The organism is Deltaproteobacteria bacterium, assembly GCA_029858205.1.
GTDB lineage: Bacteria > Desulfobacterota > GWC2-55-46 > GWC2-55-46 > DRQE01 > JAOUFM01.
Window position 1 is genome coordinate 97,535 of sequence record JAOUFM010000001.1, and the last position, 19,471, is coordinate 117,005.

Annotated in this window: 21 protein-coding genes; 11 read left to right on the plus strand and 10 right to left on the minus strand. The window is 51.9% G+C overall.

Annotated features, from left to right (window positions below; all coding sequences use genetic code 11):
- Positions 1-29 precede the first annotated feature (29 nt).
- The 11 genes from modB to OEV59_00525 all read left to right on the plus strand — a co-directional run bounded on the left by modB (position 30) and on the right by OEV59_00525 (position 7,558).
- Positions 30-701 carry a molybdate ABC transporter permease subunit gene (modB, locus tag OEV59_00475; protein ID MDH4226215.1) on the plus strand — a complete coding sequence of 224 codons (672 nt, stop codon included), beginning with the start codon at positions 30-32 and terminating at the stop codon, positions 699-701.
- Between the two features lie 6 nt (positions 702-707).
- A complete protein-coding gene (locus OEV59_00480) occupies positions 708-1,376 on the plus strand; it encodes an ATP-binding cassette domain-containing protein (protein MDH4226216.1) in 669 nt (222 codons plus the stop codon).
- Between the two features lie 14 nt (positions 1,377-1,390).
- A complete protein-coding gene (gene moaC / locus OEV59_00485; protein ID MDH4226217.1) occupies positions 1,391-1,930 on the plus strand; it encodes a cyclic pyranopterin monophosphate synthase MoaC in 540 nt (179 codons plus the stop codon).
- Position 1,931: 1 nt separating this feature from the next.
- Positions 1,932-2,168 (plus strand): MoaD/ThiS family protein, encoded by a 237-nt coding sequence (locus tag OEV59_00490; GenBank protein ID MDH4226218.1) that lies wholly within the window; start codon positions 1,932-1,934, stop codon positions 2,166-2,168.
- 6 nt (positions 2,169-2,174) lie between these two features.
- Complete coding sequence (locus OEV59_00495) at positions 2,175-3,500, plus strand: hypothetical protein (protein MDH4226219.1); 1,326 nt, start codon at positions 2,175-2,177, stop codon at positions 3,498-3,500.
- A 30-nt stretch (positions 3,501-3,530) separates the two neighbouring features.
- Entirely contained in the window at positions 3,531-3,962 is a 432-nt protein-coding gene (locus tag OEV59_00500; GenBank protein ID MDH4226220.1) for a molybdenum cofactor biosynthesis protein MoaE, read from the plus strand.
- The gene (mobB, locus tag OEV59_00505) at positions 3,959-4,468 is read left to right on the plus strand and encodes a molybdopterin-guanine dinucleotide biosynthesis protein B (protein ID MDH4226221.1); all 510 of its coding nucleotides are present in this window, start codon (positions 3,959-3,961) and stop codon (positions 4,466-4,468) included. The genes OEV59_00500 and mobB overlap by 4 nt, the downstream gene beginning before the upstream one ends.
- On the plus strand, positions 4,465-5,127 hold the full coding sequence (locus OEV59_00510; protein ID MDH4226222.1) for a molybdenum cofactor guanylyltransferase: 663 nt from the start codon (positions 4,465-4,467) through the stop codon (positions 5,125-5,127). The genes mobB and OEV59_00510 overlap by 4 nt, the downstream gene beginning before the upstream one ends.
- Complete coding sequence (locus OEV59_00515; protein MDH4226223.1) at positions 5,127-6,380, plus strand: molybdopterin molybdotransferase MoeA; 1,254 nt, start codon at positions 5,127-5,129, stop codon at positions 6,378-6,380. Before OEV59_00510 ends, OEV59_00515 begins: the two co-directional genes overlap by 1 nt.
- A gap of 19 nt (positions 6,381-6,399) precedes the next feature.
- The gene (mog, locus tag OEV59_00520; protein ID MDH4226224.1) at positions 6,400-6,942 is read left to right on the plus strand and encodes a molybdopterin adenylyltransferase; all 543 of its coding nucleotides are present in this window, start codon (positions 6,400-6,402) and stop codon (positions 6,940-6,942) included.
- A gap of 109 nt (positions 6,943-7,051) precedes the next feature.
- Positions 7,052-7,558 carry a DUF2299 family protein gene (locus OEV59_00525; GenBank protein MDH4226225.1) on the plus strand — a complete coding sequence of 169 codons (507 nt, stop codon included), beginning with the start codon at positions 7,052-7,054 and terminating at the stop codon, positions 7,556-7,558.
- A 192-nt stretch (positions 7,559-7,750) separates the two neighbouring features.
- Here OEV59_00525 and OEV59_00530 read toward each other — a convergent pair whose 3' ends face one another.
- The 10 genes from OEV59_00530 to OEV59_00575 all read right to left on the minus strand — a co-directional run bounded on the left by OEV59_00530 (position 7,751) and on the right by OEV59_00575 (position 19,433).
- Positions 7,751-8,590, minus strand: a complete 840-nt coding sequence (locus OEV59_00530) for a hemerythrin domain-containing protein (protein MDH4226226.1) — start codon at positions 8,588-8,590, stop codon at positions 7,751-7,753.
- Between the two features lie 95 nt (positions 8,591-8,685).
- Entirely contained in the window at positions 8,686-9,027 is a 342-nt protein-coding gene (locus OEV59_00535) for a hypothetical protein (GenBank protein MDH4226227.1), read from the minus strand.
- A 16-nt stretch (positions 9,028-9,043) separates the two neighbouring features.
- Positions 9,044-9,889 (minus strand): right-handed parallel beta-helix repeat-containing protein, encoded by an 846-nt coding sequence (locus tag OEV59_00540; protein ID MDH4226228.1) that lies wholly within the window; start codon positions 9,887-9,889, stop codon positions 9,044-9,046.
- Between the two features lie 118 nt (positions 9,890-10,007).
- A complete protein-coding gene (locus OEV59_00545) occupies positions 10,008-10,319 on the minus strand; it encodes a DUF2769 domain-containing protein (GenBank protein MDH4226229.1) in 312 nt (103 codons plus the stop codon).
- A gap of 161 nt (positions 10,320-10,480) precedes the next feature.
- The gene (locus tag OEV59_00550) at positions 10,481-12,124 is read right to left on the minus strand and encodes an MFS transporter (GenBank protein ID MDH4226230.1); all 1,644 of its coding nucleotides are present in this window, start codon (positions 12,122-12,124) and stop codon (positions 10,481-10,483) included.
- 146 nt (positions 12,125-12,270) lie between these two features.
- Positions 12,271-12,981: a respiratory nitrate reductase subunit gamma gene (gene narI / locus OEV59_00555; protein ID MDH4226231.1), complete on the minus strand. Its 711-nt coding sequence runs from the start codon at positions 12,979-12,981 to the stop codon at positions 12,271-12,273.
- 58 nt (positions 12,982-13,039) lie between these two features.
- On the minus strand, positions 13,040-13,624 hold the full coding sequence (locus tag OEV59_00560) for a molecular chaperone TorD family protein (GenBank protein MDH4226232.1): 585 nt from the start codon (positions 13,622-13,624) through the stop codon (positions 13,040-13,042).
- Entirely contained in the window at positions 13,624-15,153 is a 1,530-nt protein-coding gene (gene narH, locus OEV59_00565; protein MDH4226233.1) for a nitrate reductase subunit beta, read from the minus strand. The genes OEV59_00560 and narH overlap by 1 nt, the downstream gene beginning before the upstream one ends.
- Positions 15,147-18,896, minus strand: coding sequence for a nitrate reductase subunit alpha (locus OEV59_00570; GenBank protein MDH4226234.1), 3,750 nt, complete (start codon positions 18,894-18,896; stop codon positions 15,147-15,149). Before OEV59_00570 ends, narH begins: the two co-directional genes overlap by 7 nt.
- Positions 18,897-19,433, minus strand: coding sequence for a hypothetical protein (locus OEV59_00575; GenBank protein MDH4226235.1), 537 nt, complete (start codon positions 19,431-19,433; stop codon positions 18,897-18,899). It abuts the gene before it with no gap.
- Between the last annotated feature and the right edge of the window lie 38 nt (positions 19,434-19,471).

A 19,471-nucleotide genomic window follows, 5' to 3' on the forward strand; every position in this document is an offset into this window, starting at 1 on the left:
CGTTAGTGAGCCCAAAAACAGGAAAAACAATGGACTGGCAGCCTTTTTACATATCGCTAAAGCTTGCGCTCGTGACGACGATTGTGCTCATGGTCATAGCCGCGCCGCTTGCGTACTGGCTCTCTACAACCAACTTTCGTGGCCGCGCAGCAATCGAGGCAATTGTGGCCCTTCCCATAGTGCTTCCTCCGACTGTGCTCGGGTTTTTCGTGCTCGTAGCGCTTGGCAACCACTCGCCCATAGGCCAGTTCTTTACATCCGTATTCGGCTCTACCCTTGCCTTCACCTTTACCGGGCTTGTCATCGCTTCCGTGCTCTACAGCCTGCCCTTTGCAGTGCAGCCAATGCAAAATTCATTCGAGTCCATAAACAAGGGGCTATTCGACGCCGCGAGAACGCTTGGCCTGACAAAGTGGCAGTGCTTTCTAAAGGTCGCACTCCCGGCATCGAAGAGAGGGCTGCTTTGCGGCGCAATGCTTGCCTTCGCGCACACAGTCGGCGAGTTCGGAGTCGTTTTGATGGTTGGCGGCAGCATACCCGGGGAAACAAAAGTAGCGAGCATCGCAATCTACGAAAACGTCGAGATGCTGGATTTCCACTCTGCGGCAGCAATGTCGGCTGTGCTTCTCGTGTTCTCGTTTGCGGTGCTTTCAATTGTCTATTACCTCGGAAGAAAGAACGCGCAGTTTGCGCTAAGATAACAGCAAATGACGATAATAACCGTAAAAAAGAAGCTAAAGCAGTTCACCCTAGACGTCTCGCTTAAATTCGGCAGGGAGATGGCTGTGCTTGGCGGCGCAAACGGCTCGGGTAAAACCACACTTCTACGAATCATCGCCGGGCTCGAGGCCCCGGACGAAGGCTGTATCTCGGTAGCCGGAAAGGTATTTTTCGATAACTCGGAGAACCTTATGCCCGAGGAGCGCATTACCGGATACGTCTCGCAGGACCCGTCTCTATTTCCGTGGCTCACTGTGGAAGACAACATACGCTTTGGCTCGAAAGGCTCGGTCGATACCGACTGGTTTGCTTCGCTTTTAAAGAACCTCGACCTCGCGCACCTTGCTTCGCGCTACCCTGCTACACTCTCTGGCGGCGAAGCACAGCGCGTATCGCTTGCAAGGACGCTATTTCCAAGACCAAGGATACTACTCATGGACGAGCCCTTCTCTGCAATCGATAAGGACATGAGACCGAGGCTTAGACAATACTTAAAAGACCTTCAGGAGAAGTGGCAGATACCGGCGATAATAGTATCGCACGACCACGCCGAGACGCACGTGCTTGGCGATAAGGTCTTTGAACTCACAGACGGAAAAATCACTGCCAGGGGCGAGAGAGGCAAGATTGCGGCCTCCACCCTCATCTCGTACTGACAAAAGGACTACCAATGGGAAAGCTCACGCACTTCGATAAAAAAGGCATGCCGCGCATGGTGGACGTAGGGGCAAAGGCCTCGACAGAGAGAACGGCAGTAGCCAGAGGAACCATCCTCATGGAGAAGTCCACACTTGCGCTTATAAAAAAAGGCGGCATCAAAAAGGGCGATGTGATGAGTGTGGCTGACGTTGCGGCCGTTATGGGCGCGAAGAAAACACCTGAAATAATACCAATGTGCCACCCGCTGCAACTTACGAACATAGAGGTGGCATTCGACACAAAGGAAGCGGGCAAGAGAGCCGCCCTTAACGTCACGGTCACCGCAAAGTGCAACGGTCAAACTGGCGTTGAGATGGAGGCATTGACAGGCGCCGCAATCGCCCTTCTTACCGTGTACGACATGTGCAAGGCAGCGGATAAAGGCATGACGATTACGAACGTCGAGCTTATGGAGAAGCTTGGCGGCAAGAGCGGACATTGGAAGAGAAGTAACATGGGGAAGAGAAGTAACATGGGGAAAAGAAGCACTATGGGGAAGAGAACGAATTAAAATGATAAAGGTTTTGTTCTTCGGCATACTCTCATCAAAGACAGGGGTAAAGGAAACATCCATTGAGGCAAGGTCCGGCATGAAGGTTGGCGACCTCCTAAAGGAACTCCGGAAACTCTACCCAGCTCTGCCCAATGCCCCCTACATGGTGGCAGTGAACGAAGAACAGGCAAAGCAGAATACGACAATAAAGGACAAGGACGAGGTGGCGATAATGCCGCCCTTCTCAGGTGGATAAACCTGCATGCGTACAGTCCTATATACGACATTACTCGTATTTATATTTTCAGCATCTTTACCGGCTGCGCCAGCACAGGCTGCCACGCCAAAGTATCTCTACATAATGTCCGGAGAGGCTGATGTGGTTAAATACAATATTTCCACCGGAGAAATCGTCGAAAACTTCAGCTGGATTTCCAAGCCTACAATAGCCGGCTATTTTCCGGATGATTTGTGGTACGAGCAAACCGACTGGCTATTGACCGAGCGGGGGTTTCATTATGATGCACAGAACAGCGTTCTTTTTCTCTACGTGCCGTACTCGATAATTACGCAGCATGACGGAAGTAATCCTGTTACCAGGCCGCCTGCATTGCTGAAGGTTCAATTGCCAGATTGGACGCTTTTGAAGGGTATTACTTTTTCGGAGTCAATCAGCGGGAATGTTTTGGATATATATTCTTCTCCGGACATGAAAAAAATATTCGTGCAGTATGTTAAGTGCACAGAGCCTGTAAATGTTGGGGAAGCTTGCAGCGGGGAAAGCATGACAGACGTCTACGACACTTCTACGCTTAATAAAATAAAATCCTATAAAGGCAAGATGGGCGGAACACAGTCATCGCCGCTTCGTTTTGCCAATGACGGAGTGAGTGCGTATTACTATAAAGATTTAACAGTGTATAAATATGAAATGACCGCTAATGGTATCAATATAATAGATATAACCGAAGCGGTTTTTGAAAAGAAATTTATGCCTGCAAGTAAATGGGAGCAGCTAAAAGAGAATTACGGTTTCTTTTCCCCAGTGAGCAACAAGAAGGGCTTGAAAGTCACGAAAAATTTAAATAGATTTTTTATAACAGAAACATTTGTTGACGGCGCCGGCAAGGCAGCCATGATTTTTGTTGATGTAGATAAGCCGGCATTGCACGGGGCAATCATAGAAGACATACCTGTAGAGTTGGGGCAGATTTACTTGTCTGATGATGGCACAAGGGCGTATATTTACGAGTTTGAACAGTTGCTTGACGGGAGTAGAATTTTATCTAAAAAGCTGTCAGGCAATATATATATCTATAATGTAATGACCGGCGCGCTTATAAAGAAAGCGGTGGTAGATATGCTTGCAGGGAAAGAAATTATTGGCACTATGGGCAAGAACGATGCTGTGCGGAAATGTTCTTCGTCAGACGGCATGACCAATGTTTTCAAAATATTCGATGGGACCAATATTAATTATTATCTTCTGGATTTTTCGACAGAACCATACTTAAAACCCATGATGAAAGGTGAGTTACGGATGTCGCAAGTTATAGTGGCAGAGTTTTGCTTTTTCTCGGATAAATAGCATATAATAAAAATACGACAGGATAAAAGAATGGCTGCATACGAAAAAGTAAGGGTACAGACAAAAGATTTTTCCATAGAAAAGGAAGTAAAACTTCTTCGCAAGAGCTCGAAAAAAATCGGCGCGGTCGTGACCTTCCTTGGAACTGCCAGGGACTTCTCTGAAGGCAAGAACGTCAAGGCCATAGAGTTCGAGCAGTACAGAGACATGGCCTTAAAGGCGCTAAAAAAACTCAGAACCGACGCCATGAAAAAGTTCAAGGTAATAGACATATCGATTGTCCACCGTGTGGCACGCGTAAAGCCAGGCGACCAGATAGTCGTTATAAACGCCGCATCCATGCACAGAAAGGACGCGTTCCTTGCGTGCCAGTGGTGCATAGATACGCTAAAGAAAACCGTCCCCATCTGGAAAAAAGAATTCACCCCGTCTGGCGAGTCCTGGGTAACGGAGCATCCGTGAAAACGCCGCCCATAATATCGATTGTCGGGCTCTCGGGCTCGGGGAAAACCACACTTACGGAAAAGGTCATCGCCATACTCGCGAAAAAGAAGTACAAGGTGGCCTCGATAAAGCACTCGTGCCACCCTCACCCGCTTGATGCAAAAGGCAAGGACTCGTGGCGTCATAAAAACGCAGGGGCTATACGCACCGTGTTCGCGGGGCCAAAGGCCATGCAGCTCATCACAGACGTAAAGGGCGAAAAGACGCCAAAGGAAATAGCAAAGGAATTTTTCTTGGGCATGGACGTGGTAATAGTCGAGGGCTTTCTTCACTCCAAGACCGACAAGATAGAAGTAGTCAGAAAGGAACGCTCCGAGGAGCCGGTACTTACGCCGAAAAAAGGGCTTGTGGCAATCGTCACGGACATAAAGGGCCTTGCCCCGTTCAAGAACACGCCGGTCTTCGACTTAAACGACGCAAAAAGTGTTGCGGCATTCATAATAACAAGGCTAAAGCTAAAATGACAGGCGCAGGACTTAACATAACCGACGCAGTGTGCATAATACTCGTTGGCGGCGAATCAAAGAGAATGCAACCGCTAACGCCGGATAAATCCAAGGCGGTATTTGGCGGAAAAACGCTCTTGCAAAACGTCTACGACCGCGTAAGCTACCTCTTTGACGAAACGCTCGTAAGCGCCAGAGACGAACGCTACGTAAGCGGGATTAGCGGCAAAATCAGGACCATTAAGGACGCATTCCCGGGTAGAGGCCCTGCAGTGGGCATTTGCTCTGCCATGGCAGTTAACAAGGCCTCATGGGCCTTTGTCGTAGGCTGCGACCATCCGCTTGCAGCTGCGCCGCTCATCCGCCACCTCGCGGCACTAAGGCACGACTACGACTGCGTCATACCGGAGGCAAACGGAAGACTGGAGCCGCTCTTTGCGTTTTATTCGAAAAGGTTTTCCGATATGCTAACTGCCGAAGTCCAGCGAAGCGGCTCAATAAGCATAACGGATTTCATAAAAGCGCTTGGCACAAGGGCTTACATCGTAAAAGAAGCTGACATAAAGAAGCACGACCCGGCCCTCTTAAGCTTCCTCGACGTAGACACTCCAGAAGAGCTCAAAGCGGCAGAGGAAAAGTACCTTAGACAAAAATACGAAAAGGAACATAAAAGCTGATGAAAACGATTACAGAAGCGCAGGAACTGGTGCTCTCGCACGTGACGGCCTCAAAGGCCGAAAATGTCGCCCTGCTCGACTCCATGGGCCGCGTGCTTGCCGAAGATGTTCAAAGCAACCGTAACCACCCGCCCTACGACATATCGGCAATGGACGGCTATGCCGTGAAGTTTTCAGATATAAAAGGAGCGACTAAGGATAAACCCGCTATCCTGAAAATCGTCGACGACATAAAGGCAGGCGCCGAGCCAAAGTGCAGTGTTGAAAAAGGCCAGGCCTCGCGCATCATGACAGGCGCTCCTGTGCCAAAAGGCATAGACACCATAGTTAGAGTAGAGGATACCGATTGCAACGACACTGAAGTAAAAATATTTACCGAATGGCCGCGCGAGTCCAACTTAAGAAAAATGGGCGAGAACTTGAAGACCGGCGACACGGTTCTAAAGGCAGGAACCGACATCGGCCCTGCAGAGGTCGGAATACTGGCAATGGTCAAGAAGGCAGAGGTAAAGGTTCATAAAAAGCCAAGAATCGCGATACTCTCGACCGGCGACGAGCTCGAAGCGCTTACCGAGCCCTTTAACGAGAGAAAGATCCCTGATGCCAACAGCTATACCGTTCTATCTCAGCTTCGGGCAGCAGGCGCAGACCCGGAGCTTATCGGTATAGCAAAGGACTCGCCCGAGTCCCTAAGAGAGCACCTTAAAAAGGCCCTTACCTACGATGGCATGGTAGTGTCAGGCGGCGTCTCTGTCGGCCACCACGACTTTGTCAGGCCGACCCTAACGGAGCTTGGCATAGACATGTTATTTTGGAGAGTGGCAATCAGGCCCGGCCACCCGTTTGCCTTCGGCGTGACAAAGGACAATAAACCGGTATTCGCCCTTCCCGGGAACCCGGTATCAAGCATGGTCTGCGCAGAAGAGTTCATCATACCGGCAGTGAGACGCATGACAGGCGCGAAAAAGGCCTTCAGGCGCACTGTAAGGGCCCGCCTTACGCACGAAGTAAAAGATAAAAGAGGCAGGACACACTTCATGCGCGTAAAGCTCGAGAAGACGCCTAACGAGTACCTCGCCACCCTAACCGGCAGCCAGGGCAGCGGCATCCTCATGAGCATGGTCGAGGCAGATGGCCTTATGGTCATGCCAAAGGACGCGGACCACCTGATAAAGGGCTGCATCGTTACAGTACAACTCCTGAACATATACGGCGCGGATTCGTTTCAGGAAATACCAGACATAAACGAATAGGTATAAACGAGTAAAAACAATGAGTTACGACAAAAAGCTTATAATCGGCATACTTACCGTCTCAGACAGAGCGAGCTCCAAGGAATACGAAGATAAGGGCGGCCCTGCAGTGAGAGCAGAGCTTAAAAGCGCAATAACCTCGCCCTGGGACGAGGTCTACGCCGTAATCCCTGACGAACGCCCTATCATAGAAAAGACCCTCATAGACATGGCAGATGAAAAGGGCTGCTCCCTTATAATCACGACCGGAGGCACGGGGGTGGCGCCAAGAGACGTCACCCCGGACGCTACAGAGGCCGTATGCGACCGTATACTGCCGGGGTTTGGCGAGGCGATGCGTGCAGAGTCTCTAAAGAAGGTGCCCACAGCCATACTATCTCGCCAAACGGCAGGGGTAAGAAAGTCCTGCCTGATAATCAACCTCCCCGGAAAACCCTCGGCAATAGCCGAGTGCCTTGGCGCCGTGTTCCCTGCAATAGCAGACTGCCTCGACTTAATCGGCGCTCCTGAGCTCATAACCGACCCATCCAAGGTCAAATCCCACAGGGCGCACAAGCACTGAACCAAACGCCTTTATTTAGTTGACATATCGAGGCTAATTGTATATCATTAAAAGTCTTAATATTTACAAGGACTTCTGTGTTGCGCATCAAAATAAAAGGAGGACAGCAATGGCAGTAGAAACAATAGAAGAAGCAAAATCAGTAATAACCAAGTGGTTAAACGAGAACGGCCACCAGGTCAGGCTTGTGGAAGACACGAACGCGAACTTCCACTTCGAAATAGACTACCCTCTTAGCAGCATGAAGAGGCAGCGCGTAATACAGCCCAAGGAATACCCGGGCCTCATCGTGCTCTTAAACGGTGTTGCAATAGCCGACGAGCACAAGAAAAAGCTTAAAGAATTGAACGAAGACGACAGAGAGAAGTTCTACGCGTCGATAAGAAAAGACCTTATCTTCGCAGAGAACTCCTACGACATCGGCAACGACGAGGACGGCATAGCCCAGCAGGTACAGTTCTCCTACGAGTTCTATCTCGATAGCTTGAACAAAACCAATCTCTTCAAAGGCCTTCTCATGAACCACCGCGTGCTTATGTACTTCGTCACGGTGTTCAACGATAAGTTCGGCATTCCGGAAATGCCAGAGAACAAGGCCCCAAACCCGGCCCACTAAAACCGTTTGGCGGGTATACTGGGGGAACTTTCTGTAGAAAGTTCCCCCAGACCCCTTCAAAGACTTTGACAGAGTATAAAAAAGGCCACCCCCCTTTACGGGGGGTGGCCTTTTTATATGTGAACGTTTTTGGAGAGCGTTTGAGAGAACCTTTTTACAAAAAGGTTCTCTCAATATATCAGTCAAACGGAATTAATGGCCTCCGCAGCACATTTCTTCGCCGCCTATCGAACTTACGGTCTTTAACGAGCGTATTTCGGCATCGATTACTTTTCTATCTTCGCCAAGCGGAGCAAGGGGCTTGGCCTTTCTGTCGCCGGCCTCGAGGGTTTTATGTTCGCCTTCCATCTTCGTCATTACCGCGAACATCGTGGCCTTTTCCTCATCGCTTACGTAGTCGTTACAGAAACGGAAGAACTCTTCGTCCTCTTTGCGTATGTGATTACGAAGATTAATCATGAGAGACCTCACAAGGCCGTCCTCGATTGCGTCTTCCTGAAGCGCATAGCGGAAGCCGTGAAGCAGGCTTATGAACTCCCTGTGATCCTCATCCATTATGGCAATAAGGGCCGAGCCCATGGGGATTCTTTCCCTTACGAGCGGGAAGAGCACTTCCTCTTCCTTTTTTATGGAATGGAGGATGATGTCGTTCTCGACAGCGGCCGTGGATATCCAGAGCCCTTCAACATCGCGAAGCCTGACCTGGTCTTCTATGATGTCGAGCTTTTTTAGCACTTCCTGGTGTTCTGCGGACAGGCGCGCGATGGGGTCTTTTTCAGAGGCCTTTTCCGCCTCCGCTGCCTTGGCCTGCATGGCCTCTTCGGTCATGGGGACAACCCTTACTGCCTTAAACGGCTGCGAAAAGCCCATCCTGCAGGCGCCGTTTGGGCTCTTGAACACACCCTCCTCCGGTATCTCGGCAGAGAGCTCTTCAAAATACGACTTTTCTATCGCAATTTCGCCCTTTTTACAAAACACCTGACAGGACGGGTGCTTACAGGTGTATTCAACGCTTAAATATTGCTCGGACATAAAAAACTCCTTCCATTACGGCATGTTATGGTGAAAATCTAAGATTACAATATAATAACAGAATACAGCGGCAAGTTCAACCAATTAAAAAGTTATTATTTCGGCAGGTGATTGAATATGATAATGAGCCAGGCGCCAAGTATCATGGCCCCGGAGTAGCCGCCGTACTTTACGGCCAGGCCGTTTCTGGCAAGATAGACCTTCAAGAGGTGCACGCCAAACCCTGCTGCCCAGGCGAAGTAGTACGAACCGGTCGTGCCAACGACAAAGACGACCAGGAGCGTGGTTATGACGTACAGGGCGGCTGTTATATAGCCGTTTACGCGGTGCATGAAGGCCTCTGCCGGATGCTCGGTCCTCCTGACCATCTTAAAGCCGCCTATGAACGAAACGACCGCGAACACGAGCCCTATCGAAGCAAATACAGTTATCAGCATCCGTAAGCAGCCTCCGTCACGGCACCCTCTTGATGCGGTCCTGATAGTATATGAATATCCTTTTCTCCACGAGATAGAGCACTACCCCCATATAGATTAGCACCACAGGCAAAACAAAGTAAATGCGGCGAAGCGTGCGGTTGGAATCAAACAGATTCTCTCCCGGGTTGTTGTCCACTATTGGATAGGTGTTATTGACGACAACATTGGAAACGAAGGTGTTGGACCTGGCGACGAGTATGTTAATGCCGTCCCAAACATTATAGCTAAACGAGTTCATAATGAACACGTTCGAATCTGAATAAAGAAGGAACGCGCCCTTTTCGGCGTTATTGTCGGCGATATTCTTTATTACCTTGTTGTCAAAGGAGCGATGCAAATATATGCCGGTATTATTTTCCCGAAGGGTATTGCCGTAGAGTATCGAGCCGCTCGATCCATCGAGATGGATGCCCGATACCGCGCCCATGGCGGTTACGTCCTTAACCATAACGGCCTTCGAGTTCTCTATGAGAAGCGCGGCCTTTGCCGGGCCTATGAGCGTGAGCCCGCGCACGCGCACGCCGTTTGCCCCTGATACGCGCACAACTGCCAGAGACTGATTATTCGAGCTCATGGTGGCCTCGCCGTTCGTGGCGGCCTTTAGCGTTATATTGCTTACTTTTATTACTACGTTTTCGGCATACGTTCCGGACGCCAGAGAAATAACATCTCCAGGGCGCGCGGCATCGAGCGCCGCCTGTATGGAGGACCCCGGGCGCACCACGACCTCCCTGCCCTCGGCTTGCAAAGGAAACACCGCGGCAATCAAGACCAGAACCGGCAATATGGCTAATTTAAGGAACACGATACCTGAACGCATGGCGCAAAACAGGCCGGCGCAAGACGAAACAGCCCTCTTAAGAGCCGCATCGCCTGCCCTTGCCAGCCTATTTTATACCATAATGCGTCCGTTTCTGCTATGGCTTTGTTTAAGTGGTTTACTCGTGGCCGCCGCCTGCCTCTTTCTTGAAGGTCTGGCAGAGCTGCGAACAGCGCGTGCAAAAATAGGAATTGTCCAGGCTGTAGTCCTTGTACACATCGCACCCGAAGCACTTGCAATCCACTTCCTTCTTTATCATGGAACTCGTGCCTATAACCGGAAAGCAGTAGCCGTAGGGTTTGTCCCCTTTGACGTAAGTTGGACATGAGGGGCACTTACAGAGCTGCATGATGCGTTCCTGGGCTGCCGTAAACTCTTCCTTGCCCATGTTCTCGACACCGAACCTGTCATACTCGCCCATCCTTGCCATAAATCCACCTCCATATATGGTTTGCCGCTTATCAAGGATGGCGTTCTGAATAAAGCATACCTCTAATTCAGCGCCTGTCAAGGGGCTGCTATGCACGCATAAAAAAACCGGGGGCTCTTACGAGCCCCCGGCCTGTAGTTACATGCAACCTGGCGATGCTATTAAGCCTGCTTCCAGGTATCCTTTGCCTTATCCCACCAAGTGCCCCAGATGGTGCCCCAGTCGCCTCTCTCGGCGCCCGGCTTGGTGTAATACTGCCAGTTGATAAGCGTGGCAATGACATAGAACGCTATGGCGCACCAGAAGAATATCTTGGCATTGCCGTAGGTGTCTATTGCCGTGCCTATCATCGAACTGAACACAAACGGACCGTAAGCCGCGATAGCTGCGGAGAATCCTATAACGCCCGCGCCCTGTCTCGGGTTGAAGGCGTATGCTATCGGGAACTGACGGAACGTCGAGGCATTGCCTATGCCGGACATGAGGAATATGAAGAGCATTGTCCAGAGGAATGCCGGGAACTGCTCAACGCCTGTGGGCGTAAGAAGCCCGCCAAAGAGCAGTATGCAGCAGCCTATTATAAGGCCGATGCCGGAAATGGTCGTTACGATTGCGCCGCCAAGCTTATCGCTTGGCCAGCCCATGATGACCCTTATAAGAGAGCCGACAAGAGGTCCGATGAACGCGTACTTTAGCGGCTCCGGGCCTCCCGGAAACACACCATATATGGTCTTTATCATGAGCGGGAATGCAGCAGCAAATCCGGAGAAGCTGCCGAATGTCATGATATAGATAATGGTGCAGAACCAGGTGTGCTTATCTTTGAATATATCAAGCTGCTGCGCAAAGGTCGCCTTAACAGGCACGCTCTTTAGCAGTAAGATGGCGATAATTCCGGTTATAGCAAGTATCGGAATATACCAGAGAGCGGAGTTCTGCAGCCAGATATCCTTCCTTGCAACAATCTTCTTTATCTCGACGCTGTTGACTGCGCCTGCCTGGTTTTTGCCGGTCTTAACTACGATATCTGTGGTAGCTTCGTTCACGACCTTGTCAACGGCGGTAACAAGCCCGGTGTTCGGGTCTTTTGTCACCGTTATGTTGGCCGCGAGCGCCGCATCGCTTATCTGGACGTCCTTAACAGGAGCGGCCTTCTTTACCTTCGGCACCGCGTCAGGAGCAACTTCCTTTACTATCTTTACTTCCTTTATCGGATCTGCCTTTACAAACTTCTGCGGTACGGCATACGCGCCGATAAGCACAAAGCCGATTATCCACGGCGTAACGAACTGCGTGAGGCTCACGCCAAAGTTACCGATACCGGCTTGAATACCAAGCGCGGTACCCTGCAGTCTTTTCGGGAAGTAGAGGCTTGTCGAAGGCATGTAGCTCGAGAAGTCTCCGCCTCCAAAGCCAAGGAGAAGTGCTATTATCATGAACGTGCCGTAGCTCGTGTTAAGATCCTGCACCGCAAACACAAGCCATACGCACGGTATGATCTTAAGCCACGTGGCTATGGATATTACGAGCCTTGTTCCGAATATCGGAATAAGGAACGTGTGAATGATACGAAGCGTTCCGCCGGCAAGACCAGGCATCGCCGCGAGCCAGAAGAGCTCAACAGGCGTGAACTTAAAGCCTATCTGCGGAAGCCTGACAGCGACCGCGCTCATAACAAACCACGTTGCGAATGAAAATATAAGACTGAACGTGGTTATTGTCAGCGTAGTCCACGCTATTTTGCCACCCTCTTTTTCCCAGAACTGTTGATTTTCTGGTTCCCACCTAGTTAACCAAGACATTATATTTACTCCTTTCCTGCTCTATTTTTCCTACCTATCGCTGTAAAACACCGTCATGCTGCGGTGCACTGCAACCGGACACGCCGGTATTTAATACCTAGCCTAAAGCAATTAAGGGGGTGGGTTTCCCCACCCCCTTAACTTAATTCTTACTTGTACTGCCTGATTGGCTCGGTTCTCGGGGTTCTATACCCGTACCACCTTACCAACTGATACGGCCTGCCGCCAAATATATACTGGAACGGGCCGATAAGGGCTAGGAAGTGCACGAACCTCGTAAACGGTATAAGGAATATGAAGACAAGCGCGTTTACGATGTGTATCTTGACGATTGGCGGAAGATTCGACACATAGAGCTCATTGGGGGAGAAGAATATTATCGACCTCACCCACGGGCCTGCTGCTGCCGAATACCAGTTGCTGCCCCACTTATACATGATGGCGTTCAGGATGCCTGTGCCGACCTGTATGAGAAGAACGATAAGGACTATAACGTCCCAGTTGGAGGTTACGGCTCTTACGCGGCTGTCCGAAAGCCTCCTGATGACGAACACTATGATACCGATACCCGCGAGGAAGCCAAGTGCCAAGCCGCTTATCTCGAGTATCGCGAGCCTTACCGGCGATGCGTTCCACCACGGTATGAAGCTCGGGATTACAATTGCTATGATGTGCATGAGAAGTACCAGCACTATGCCGATATGCCACGGAATCGAGCCCCAAAAGAGCGTCCCGTTCTCGAGAAACTGGGACGACTGACTCGACCACGAATAACGATTCGTGACGAACCTCCATATCGTGCCCACTATCGCGACGGTTATCACGACATAGGGCAGATATACGAACAAGAATTTATCCATTTTATGCCCCTCCTTATAGTGTTATTACAAAAGAAACGTATTTTACTGCCGCTCTCTTTTACGCCTTGCCCGCCGGCTTTTTGTTCGCTCCGGCGACCTTCACGTCCGTGTCTATCACAGCGAGTATGGCCTTCACAAGATGCCCGTATACTGCGTCGGTCTTCTTTGCGAAGTTCTTGGCAAGCCCCTCGAGAGCCCTTATAAGAAAGGTCTCTCTTATCTCCGCCACCAACTCCTTATCCTCGAGAGAGGCAAGGAACTTAAGCACTACAGGCAGGTGGTCGGGAAGCTCGCCTTTTGCTATAGCGTCGTAATCGAATCCGCATCTCTTGTAGGTCTCCTTTAGCGCCAGTAGAGCATTAGCCCTTTTGAAGCCGTCAAAGAGATGGTAGCCGAGGTCAAGGGTGTATTCGCCGCTCGCTATCTCGAATGTGTACGAGTACACACCCTGGATGTCGCTAAGGCTCTGCCCCTCGAACCCTTCTATGAACGCAGCCACTTCATTCGCAGCCGACTGAGGGTACTCGGGGCGGCCCTTGAGGAGCTCAAGACTCCTCCGGGCCGCATCGAGCGTGTATTCAGTCGGGTAGTCGAACGCTACCGCAAACAGAGAGTACAGATTATCCTGAATAGTAGCCTGCATTAGAACTGTCTACCCAGGAACTCTTTCTTCTTCTGGCCAAAGCCGATGGAGCCCCTCTTCTCGTACATGGTCCTCGGGTCCACCGTGGTCTTGCTCTCGCGGTGCGTCTCCGGTATTACGAAACGCTCCTGGAACGTTCCGAGAGCAACGAGCCTTACGATGTCCTCGGCGTCCTGCGGGGTAAGCCCCACTTCGCTAAGAGCTGCCTTTACCTTCGCCTCGCCTACGTCACCGACCCTCTGCTGTCTGGTGTACATCCTGCAGGCCATCTGCTTCTTGAGCGACTCTATTACGAGGCTCTCGTTGCCGGCGCTAAGCAGGTTGGCGAGATACTTCACCGGTATCCTCATGAGGTTCACGTCGTTGAAGAACTCCATGCTCTCCGGATCATAGGTGCCGCCGGGCTGGTCGCCCTTGGCCTGGTGAAGGATCGGAGAAAGTGGCGGTATGTAGAAGTTCATCGGAACGGTCCTGAACTCAGGATGGTTCGGGAGCGCTATTCTCCACTTCTTGAAGAGATTGTAAGCAGGAGAATTCTGCGCGGCCCTTATCCAGTTGTCTTCCATACCGTTTGCCCTTGCGGCCTCGACTACCTTCGGATCGCACGGGTCGAGTATGGCGTCCCTCATTGCTTCCACTATCCTGTCGTCGGGGCTCTTGGCAACGCTCTCTATCTTGTCTGCGTCGTAAAGGAGCGCTCCAACGAACCTGATCCTGCCTGTGCAGGCATGGGCGCAGGCGTTGGCCTGGGCCGTTTCGGTCCTCGGATAGCAGAATATGCACTTCTCGCTCTTACCGGTGTTCCAGTTGTAATACGGCTTCTTGTACGGACATGCGCTAACACAGAACCTCCATGCACGGCAGGTGTCCTGGTCGATGAGCACGATTCCGTCTTCGCCTCTCTTATAGAGAGCGCCGGAGGGGCACGATGCTACGCAACCGGGGTTCAAACAATGGTTGCATATCCTCGGGAAGTAGAAGTAGAACAGCTTATGGAACTTCGTGAGCATAAGCTTCTGCGAGTCGGAAAGGCCCTTAAGGTTCGGGTCGTTCGCGGCATACAGAGGCGAGCCTCCGAAGTCGTCGTCCCAGTTCGGGCCTATCGATATCTTGCTCATGAACTCGCCCGTGATGAGCGACTTCGGTCTCGCAACCGGCTGATCGTTTCCGGCCGGGGCGTTGAACAGGTTATCGTAGTCGAACGTGAACGGCTCGTAGTAATCGTCTATCGTCGGAAGATTGGGCTGGAAGAAAATGTTGGCCAGCGTCCTAAGCTTCCCCGGGCCTTTGAGGAGTTTAAGCCTCAATTCCCCGCCGTCGAGTTCCCAGCCGCCCCTGTACCTCTCCTGGTCTTCCCAGGTAAGAGGATAACCGGCGCCCGGCTTGGTCTCAACGTTGTTCCACCACATGTATTCCGCACCCTGACGCGTGGTCCATACGTTTTTGCAAGACACGCTGCACGTATGACAACCTATGCACTTGTCAAGGTGAAAGCTCATTGAAAGTTGGGCTCTGACGTCCATTACCATTCCACCTCCTGGTTTTTCAGTTTCCTCACGAGGACTGTCGTATCCCTGATGATCGGGATCGGGCCCCATGAGTTAAAGCCGTACGAGTACTGGCCATAGCCGCCGCAGGTGAGCGTTGGCTTAAGCCTCTGCCTCGTAAGACTGTTATGGAATCCGCTCCTTATGATGTTCCTCTGCTGGGTCTTGGGAACGTTGACCGTCCTCTCCATCGAGTGGTAGGCGAAGGCAACGCCGGTAGGTATCCTGGCGCTAACGATTGCGCGGCATACGAATATACCGTTGTCGTTGTACGCCTCGATCCAGTCGTTATCCCTGATGCCTACGCTCTCGGCGTCGTTGTCGTTTATCCAACAAACGTTACCGCCCCTTGAAAGCGTTAGCATCCTGAGGTTATCGTAGTGCGTGGAGTGGATCTGCCACTTACCGTGAGGAGTGATATAGTTACAGACTATCGCCCCTTCCTTATCGCTCTTGTTAAGCTCGTTCATCTTATTCGGATCCAGCTTGTACTTGTGTACGACTACGCCTTCGCCGAACTCAAGGAACGTCGGATGATCCATGTAGTAGTGCTGCCTTCCGGTCAGCGTCCTCCACGGAATCCTGTAATCGACCTGCATGCAGTACGCGTTATACGCCCTGCCTGCTCTCGTGTCGCCGGTCCAGAGGGGGTTGGAGAGAACCCTTCTTGGCTGCGCAACGATGTCGTCATAGGTGATTCTGAAGTCCCTAAACGGGCCGCCGATTGCGTCGGCAAGGCCGTGATGGGATTCGTCGGCGAAGTAAGGCACCTTATTGGCCTCTTCCGCGCCCTTTATCTTCCTCACAGACTCCTTGGCTTCCTTGAACTGGTCGCCGTGGAGACCTGTGTGGTGCTCTTCCTCCTGCCACTGAGCGTAGCAGACCTCGCCGTTGGTGACGCCGGAGAACTGCATGACGACGTTCGCGGCCTCTTTTGCCGTGTTCATCGCGATGTACTTCTCGCCGCCAAACTCAACGGTATCGGTGTGCTTCTGCTTGATGTACTCGTCGTAGAAGGGCTTACCGCTTATAAGCACGCCGTGGAAGCCGTACTTGGTCTTCATTAGCGGCCCAAGGCTCCTGTGACGGTTATAGATGTTGGTATAGTCCCTGGTGACGACGGTGAAGTTGGGCATCGTAACGCTCGGTATGGCCTCGCAATCGCCCTTCTTCCAGTCCTCTATCTTGCCGTTGAGAACGGGCTGGGTGATTTCGTTTGGCGTATCGTGCATGAGCGGAGTTGCCACAACATCCTTCATGGGCTTGGGTAAATGCTTCTTCGCAAGCTCGGAGAACTTCTTTGCGTAGAACTGGAACGCGTCCCAGTCGCTCTTTGCTTCCCAGTTCGGAGCAACTGCCGCGCCCATCGGATGTATGTAGGAGTGGAGGTCGGTTGTATTGATGTCCTCCTTCTCATACCAGTGGGCTGCCGGAAGCACCATGTCGCAGTACGTAGGCGTGGTGTTCATACGCATTTCGTTTACGACAACGAGGTCGAGCTTGCCTATCGGAGACTGTCTGTAGTTGATCTCCTTTACATAAGGCTGAGCCGCCTCTTCGGCGCCGACGTTATTGTGGGTTCCAAGGAGGAATTTAAAGAAGTACTCCTGGCCCCTGGCGCTTGAACCAAGCGCGTTGGCTCTCCATATCATCCACACTCTCGGCCAGTTCTCCGGAGCGTCCGGATCATCGATGGCGAACTTAACGTCGCCGTCCTTGATCCTCTTGACGACATGATTGACTATCTCTGCATCGCTCTTTGCCCCTGCTCTTTCGGCTTCCTCTGCAAGGGTAAGAGGGTTCTTATTGAACTGCGGATACCACGGAAGGTGGCCCATCCTCACCGCACGGGCGCTGTAATCGGCCGTGTGGTTGAAATCGAGGGCGTTCGGGTCCGGAACCTTATGGTAGTCCTGGAGCTTGCCGTCGTACTTCCACTGCTGCGTGTGGATATACCAGTAGCTCGGCGTGTTCTGGAGACGCGGAGGTCTTGCCCAGTCGAGACCGAGAGCAACCTGGCCCCACGAGTCGAAGGCTGCGAGCTTTTCCTGTCCGACGTAGTGGTTCATACCGCCGCCGTTACGTCCAACGCAACCGCAGAGCATGAGGGCTGCCGTGAATGCCCTGTAGATAAGGTCCGCATGATACCAGTGGTTGATTGAAGCTCCCACTATGATCATCGAACGGCCCTTGGTCACTTCGGCATTGGATGCCCACTCCCTGGCAACCTGCATGATGGTATCACGGCCTATGCCGGTATACTTTTCCTGCCATGCCGGTGAGTAGCCCTTGGTATCGTTGTAGTCCTTGCAGTAATCGCCGCTAAGGCCCTGACGCGCAACACCGAAGGTAGCCATGTGAAGGTCGAATACCGTGGTTACCGGCACCTTACCCTTGGTCTTGGTGTCGAGATATACGACCGGGACCTGTCTCTTATAGACTTCGCCGGTGTCGAGTTCGTAGGTGTTTACGCTCTCAACTCCCTGCTTATGTGAAAGAAGAGAAAGCGCGCAATCGAAGGTCTCATTGGACTTTCCGTCCTTAATGAGGGTGTTCCACTTGCCTTCGCTCTCCTTCTTCTTCGGGAAACGATAGCCGACGCCGCCGTATACTATACGGGCCTTGTTGGCCTTTGCATCCCACATCGCCATCTTCCACTCGGGGTTGTCCTCGTCTGCATAATCGGCGAGGTCAACGGCCTTTACGAAGCGGCTCATTTCATATGCGCCGTTCTTGCCCTTCTCGAGTATTACGAGATGCGGCATGTCGGTGTAGTTCTTCTGGTACTCTACGAAGTACGGAACCTGCCTGTCGACGTAGAATTCCTTAAGTATTACGTGGTTTACTGCCTGCCAGAACGCTCCGTCCGAACCGGTCTTTACAGGTACCCAGAGGTCGGCGTACTTTGTATTTTCGGCATAGTCCGGGCTCATGACGACGAGCTTTGCTCCGCCGTGCCTGAGTTCCGCGTAGAAGTGGCAGTCCGCTGTCCTGGTTCTATTGGGTGTTGCGCCAAGGCTTACGACGTAACCGGCATTGTACCAGTCGGCTGATTCGCAAACGTCGGTCTGCTCGCCCCATATTTCCGGTGAGGACGGCGGAAGGTCTGTATAATAGTCGTAGAAGCTCATGGAAACGCCGCCGATGAGCTGGTGATACCTTGCGCCCGCTGCGTAGCTTATCTGGCTCATCGCCGGGATGACCGAGAAGCTGATGTTTCTGTCCGGGCCGTACTTCTTAATAGTGTATATCTGGGCTGCGGTGATTATCTCGGCCGCATCCTCCCAGTTGTACCTTCTGAAACCGCCCTTACCTCTGCTCCACTTGATGGCCTTGCTGGTCTCGGCGTTCTCGACGATACTTGCCCATGCGTCTACCGGGTCTGAGTACTTGCCCTTTGCCTCGCCCCATGCGTTCAAGAGGGCTTCCCTGATGTAAGGATACTTTACCCTGACAGGGCTATATACGTACCAGGAAGAGGATATGCCTCTCTGGCAGCCTCTGGGCTCGTAAGGCGGAAGGGTGGACTCGAGGAGCGGATAATCCACTGCCTGGAGTTCCCAAGTGATAATACCGTCCTTTACATAAACCATCCAGGAACAGCCGCCCGTGCAGTTGTTGCCGTGGGTGCTCCTGACGGTCTTATCATACTGCCAACGATTGCGGTAAAACTCTTCCCAACCGCGCTTGGCAGGTTCGAAAATATCTTTTATAAGCGTAGACATTTATTTCCCTCCTTTTCCGCCGTAATTTCTCCACAGGGCATCGTGGGCTGTGCCGCTGTTTCTGTTCCTGTAACGATCACCCCAGCCTATTGCAAAAATGATGAGCAGGCCGATAGCAACCACAATGCTGATGCCTATAAACTTGCCGGAAGACTGCTCGGGCTGAGCCCCAACGCTTGTGACAAAGGCCTTAAGGTCTTCGACCTCACCCTCGGTCACCTGTCTGGTTGCATAGATCTGGGACATGACCGGCGAGCCGCCGCCGTTGATCCATGCTGCCATGAGAAGGTCCTGCTTGCCTGTGAGTGTCGGCCCGAGAGAGCCTCCGCCCAAAGACCCTGTTGCACCTACCGAATGACACGATATACACGCCGCCCCGCCTGCAGAGAACTTTACCTCACCGGTAAAAAGCTTCCTGCCTTCCTCGGCTCCCGCAAATGCGGCCGCAGGCACCAACACGGTCAGAAGAACTACCGCGGTGAATGCCGCAAGCAACACCTGCAACTGCTTCATTGAGATTACGCTACGTACTTGCATTTATACCCTCCTTCCTTTTATGTAAGAATTAAGAGCGC